The 5023-nt window shown below is 64.3% G+C and carries 4 protein-coding genes; 1 reads left to right on the top strand and 3 read right to left on the bottom strand.

The window, feature by feature from the left end; translation table 11 throughout:
* Nucleotides 1–199: 199 nt before the first annotated feature.
* Nucleotides 200–508 (bottom strand): GIY-YIG nuclease family protein, encoded by a 309-nt coding sequence (locus tag MOV75_RS27180; protein WP_246930515.1) that lies wholly within the window; start codon nt 506–508, stop codon nt 200–202.
* 93 nt (nt 509–601) lie between these two features.
* Between MOV75_RS27180 and ligA the strand changes: the two genes are divergently transcribed.
* Entirely contained in the window at nt 602–2749 is a 2148-nt protein-coding gene (gene ligA, locus MOV75_RS27185; RefSeq protein ID WP_246930521.1) for an NAD-dependent DNA ligase LigA, read from the top strand.
* A gap of 116 nt (nt 2750–2865) precedes the next feature.
* On the opposite strand, the gene MOV75_RS27190 is transcribed toward ligA, so the two are convergent.
* Nucleotides 2866–4140, bottom strand: a complete 1275-nt coding sequence (locus MOV75_RS27190; RefSeq protein ID WP_246930517.1) for a multidrug effflux MFS transporter — start codon at nt 4138–4140, stop codon at nt 2866–2868.
* A gap of 328 nt (nt 4141–4468) precedes the next feature.
* Nucleotides 4469–5023 (bottom strand): M24 family metallopeptidase (locus tag MOV75_RS27195; RefSeq protein ID WP_247006909.1); only part of this gene is annotated, 555 nt, incomplete at its 5' end.

A 5023-nucleotide genomic window follows, 5' to 3' on the forward strand; every position in this document is an offset into this window, starting at 1 on the left:
CGCCGACCACCGCCGCGAGGAAATCGCCCGCATGCTGGCCGGCGCCGAGATCACGGCGGAGGCGAGGGCAGCGGCGGAACGGCTGCTCAAGGCGGCCACGGCTTAGGCTTTCACCGTCATTCCGGGGCGATGCGAAGCATCGAACCCGGAATCTCGAGATTCCGGGTCTGGTCCTTCGGACCATCCCGAAATGACCCTCTCAATTGCAGATCGACTCGTACAGATCATCCCAGTTTGGATTGTCTTTCTCGATCAGCTTGATTTTCCAGTCCCGCTTCCACTTCTTGAGCTCCTTCTCGCGTGAGATTGCCGAGATCGGATCGTCATAGACTTCGAACCAAACGAGCTGCGTGATGTTGTATTTGGCCGTGAAGCCTGGCACGCCTTTGATTCGATGCTCGTAGACGCGGCGCACGAGGTTATTGGTGATGCCGACATAGATTGCTCCGTCGCGTCGGCTTGCTAGGATATAGACGTAGTAAGCCTTGGTCTCTCCCCCAACCGTCATTCCGGGGCGCACGAAGTGCGAATCCGGAATCTCGAGGTTCCGGGTCTGGTCCTTCGGACCATCCCGGAACGACGAGCTAGAACCTTAAGCATGATGGCAAGAGCAGCAAAATCGAAACCACTTCGCGACGTCGCCGACCTCACCAAGGCTCAGGCCAAGGTCGAGCACATGCGGCTGTCGCTCGAGATCGAGGGGCACAACGAGCGCTACTATCAGGAGGATGCGCCCACCCTCACCGACGCCGAATACGACGCGTTGCGCCAGCGCTTCAACGCCATCGAGAAGCGCTTTCCGGAATTTGTCACGGCGGACTCGCCCTCGCAGAAGGTCGGCGCGGCGCCGTCAGGCCGCTTCAAGAAGGTCCGGCATTCCGTTCCGATGCTGTCGCTCGACAATGCCTTTGCCGAAGAGGACGTGCGCGACTTCGTCGGCCGCATCGTGCGCTTTCTGAAGCTCGACGACGACAAGGTCAATTTCTCCGCCGAGCCGAAGATCGACGGCCTCTCGATGTCGCTACGCTATGAGGGCGGCGAACTCGTCACTGCGGCGACGCGCGGCGACGGCGCGGTGGGCGAGGACGTCACCGCCAACATCCGTACCCTCGAAGACGTGCCGCAGAAGCTGAAAGGTCGCAGCGTCCCCGACATCTGCGAGGTCCGCGGCGAGGTCTACATGACCAAGAAGGCGTTCCTCGCGCTCAACGAGCGGCAGAAGGCGGCGGGCGATACCATCTTCGCCAATCCACGCAATTCGGCGGCGGGCTCGCTCCGGCAGAAGGACCCGACCATCACCGCTTCGCGTCCGCTCGGCTTCTTTGCCTATGCCTGGGGGGAGATGAGTGCGATGCCCGAGGGGACACAGAGCGGCATGATCGGCTGGTTCGAGCGCTGCGGCTTCAAGACCAATCCGCTGACCAAGCTGTGTCACTCCGTGGAGGAACTGATCGCGTTTCACCAGAGCATCGAGGAAGAGCGCGCCGAGCTCGACTACGATATTGATGGCGTGGTCTACAAGGTTGACCGCATCGACTGGCAGGAGCGACTCGGCTTCGTCTCGCGCACGCCGCGCTGGGGCATCGCGCACAAATTCCCGGCCGAGCGCGCCATGACGGTGCTGCGTGACATCGAGATCCAGGTCGGCCGCACCGGCTCGTTCACGCCGGTCGGCAAGCTCGAACCGGTCGGGGTCGGCGGCGTGATCGTGCAGAACGTCACGTTGCACAACGAGGACTACATCAAGGGCATCGGCAACAAGGGCGAGGTGCTGCGCGAGGGGCGCGACATCAGGATCGGCGACACCGTCGTGGTCCAGCGCGCCGGCGACGTGATCCCGCAGATCGTCGACGTCGTCCTCGACAAGCGGCCGAAGAGCGCCAAGGAGTTCTCTTTCCCGAAGAAGTGCCCGTGCCCGCTGCACACCGACGTCGTGCGCGGCGAGACGGCCGCCGGCGAAGAGGAATCCCGCGCCCGCTGCACCGGCGAGTTCGCCTGCCCCTATCAGAAGATCGAGCACCTCAAGCTGTTCGTGTCACGCCGCGCCTTCGACATCGACGGATTGGGGGAGAAGCAACTTCAGTATTTCTTCGACGAAGGATGGGTCAAGGAACCCGCCGAGATCTTCACGCTGGAGAAGCGCAATTCCAAGCTCAAGCTCGAGGAGATCGAGGGCTATGGCGCGACCTCGGTGCGCAACCTGTTCGGCGCCATCGAGAGCCGGCGCAGAATCGCGCTGGAGCGCTTCGTCTATGCGCTCGGCATGCGCCATGTCGGCGAAACCACGGCGCTGGCGCTGGCACGCGGCTACGGCTCCTGGGACGCCTTCCACGACGCGTGCCTGAAGGTCGCTCACGGCGACGAGGAGGCGATGGCGGACATGGACGCGCTCGACCAGATCGGTGACACCGTGATCAAGAGCATCGCTGATTATTTCGGCGAGAGCCACAATCGCGGCATTGTCGAGCGGCTGACCAGCGAAGTCGAGATCATCGACGCCGAGAAGCCGAAGAGCAACTCGGCCGTCGCTGGCAAGACCGTGGTGTTCACGGGATCGCTGGAGAAGATGACGCGCGACGAGGCCAAGGCGACGGCTGAGCGGTTAGGGGCCAAGGTGTCCGGCTCGGTGTCGAAGAAGACCGATCTCGTGGTGGCCGGCCCGGGCGCCGGCTCGAAGCTCGCCGAGGCCAACAAGCACGGCGTCAAGGTGCTGACCGAGGACGAGTGGCTGAAGCTGATCGGGGAGTGAGGTCTCGCCCCGTCATTGCGAGGAGCCCTTGCGACGAAGCAATCCAGACTGCCGCTGCGGAGAGATTCTGGATTGCTTCGCTCCGCTCGCAATGACGGGGAAGAGCGCGCCACCCCTCACATCATCCCTGTCTCTTCTTCTTCCGCCCGCCCGATCAGCGCCTCGCTGACCACGACTTCGCGGCGTGGGACGACGAAGAACATCGTGCAGGCGCAGAGCAATGAGATCGCCAGCACCGCAGCGGTGAGCGGCAGCGTCGTTGCGGAATGGCCGCCGAGATAGGCGCCGAATTGCGACATCAGCGCGCCGATCCCCTGCTGCAGAAAGCCCATGGCGCCCGACGCGGTGCCGGCCGCTTCCGGTCGGATGCTGATCGCGCCGGCCGCGGAATTCGCCATCACGAAGGCATTGCCCACCATCACGATCATCTGCGTGCCGAAAAGCCAGGCGGGCGCTTCGTTCCAGCCGGTAAAACTCCACAGCAGGTTCAACAGGCTGCCGGCGAACTGGAGCGCGAGCCCGAACCAGATCAGCTTTGCCAGCGAGTGCCGCGGCGCAAAGCGCACGCAGAGCAGATTGCCGACCAGAAACGCAAAGCCCGAGGTCGCAAACCAGGCGCCGTATTCGGCGCTGGTCCGGCCCATCTGCGTCACGACAATGTAGGGGCCGCCGCCGGCGAAAGTGAAGATGATCTGCGAGGCCAGCACCTGGCACATCACATAGCCGACGAAGGCGCGGTTGCGAATCAGGATGCCTATGTCGCCACGGAAACCGCTGCCGGCGGCCCGGCTGCGACGCGTTTCGGGCAGCGCCAGCGCAATGCCGACGGCGACAATGATCGCGGCGACGGTGATGGCGTAGAAGATCGCGCGCCAGCCGAACGCGGTCTCGATCAGGCCACCGGTGAGCGGCGAAACCATCTGGCCGATCATCAGGGCGGCGACCACGAGGCTGATCATGGAGGCGACGCGGTCGCGCTCGTAGATGTCGCGGATGATGGCGCGGCTCACCACCATGCCGGAGGCGCCGCCGAGTGCCTGGAAGAAACGCGCTGCGATCAGTTGCGGCAGGGTTTCGGCGAAGATGCAGGCGATGCTCGCCGCGACCATCAGCGCGAGGCCCCCGAGCAGCACCGGGCGCCGGCCGAACTTGTCCGACAATGGCCCCATGATCAGCTGCGACAGCGCGATGCCGACCATGTAGAGCGACACCGTCATCTGCGCGATCGAGATGTCGCGCCCGAACGTCGTCGCCAGCACCGGCAGCGCCGGAACCAGGATGTAGAGCGAGATCGGCGCGACCCCGGTCATGACGACGAGCAGCAGCAACACCACGCGCGAGGTCGCAAGATTGGTTGCCGCTCCCGGCGGCTTGCTGATGATGCCGTGCATAAACGTCCGTCTTTCGAATTCAAATCGGACTGTAGCGGGCTAGCGCAGGTCCGATATCGGCGTTTCGGAATGCGGCTATACGGATTCCGGGATGGTTATGATGAGGGGGTGCGGAGGTCGAAGATCTACGCAGTACCTGATGAGGTCTGTAGGGTGGGCAAAGACGCGCCCTTTGCGCGGCGTGCCCACCGTTGCTGCTGCAGCGTCGGAATAGAGGGTGGGCACGCCTCCGCCTGCGCTCTTCGAGCTGCGGCGGATGCTTTGCCCACCCTACGGAGCGGAGTGTGGGGTGAGGGCTGCGCGCAACACGATGCAGCCATGCGCAGCGCTACGTCATGTCCGCCGTCGCTTGATCGAGCCAGGCCTTCGTCGCCTCGTCGAGTGCCGGCCGCACCTCGGCCCGAACGCGCGCATGATAGGCATTGAGCCAGGCGAGCTCATCCTTGCTCAGCATCGCTGCATCGATGAGTCGGCGGTCGATCGGCGCCAGGGTCAGCGTCTCGAACGCGTTCATCGGCTTCTCGGCGCCCTTGATGTCGGCGGCGACGACCAGCTCGAGATTCTCGATGCGGATGCCGAAGCCGTCGGTCTTGTAATAGCCGGGCTCGTTGGAGAGGATCATGCCGCGCTTCAGCGGCGTGGTCCCGAGCTTCGAGATCCGCGCCGGGCCTTCGTGCACCGAGAGATAGCTGCCGACGCCGTGACCGGTGCCATGCTCGAAATCGACACCGGCGGCCCAGAGATATTGCCGTGCCAGCGTATCGAGCTGCGCGCCCGTGGTGCCGTCCGGGAAGATCGCGCGCGCGATCGCGATATGGCCGCGCAGCACGCGGGTGAAGCGGTCGCGCATCTCGGCCGTCGGCTCGCCCACTGCCATGGTGCG

Source organism: Bradyrhizobium sp. PRIMUS42 (assembly GCF_023006515.1).
In the GTDB taxonomy this organism is placed as follows: domain Bacteria; phylum Pseudomonadota; class Alphaproteobacteria; order Rhizobiales; family Xanthobacteraceae; genus Bradyrhizobium.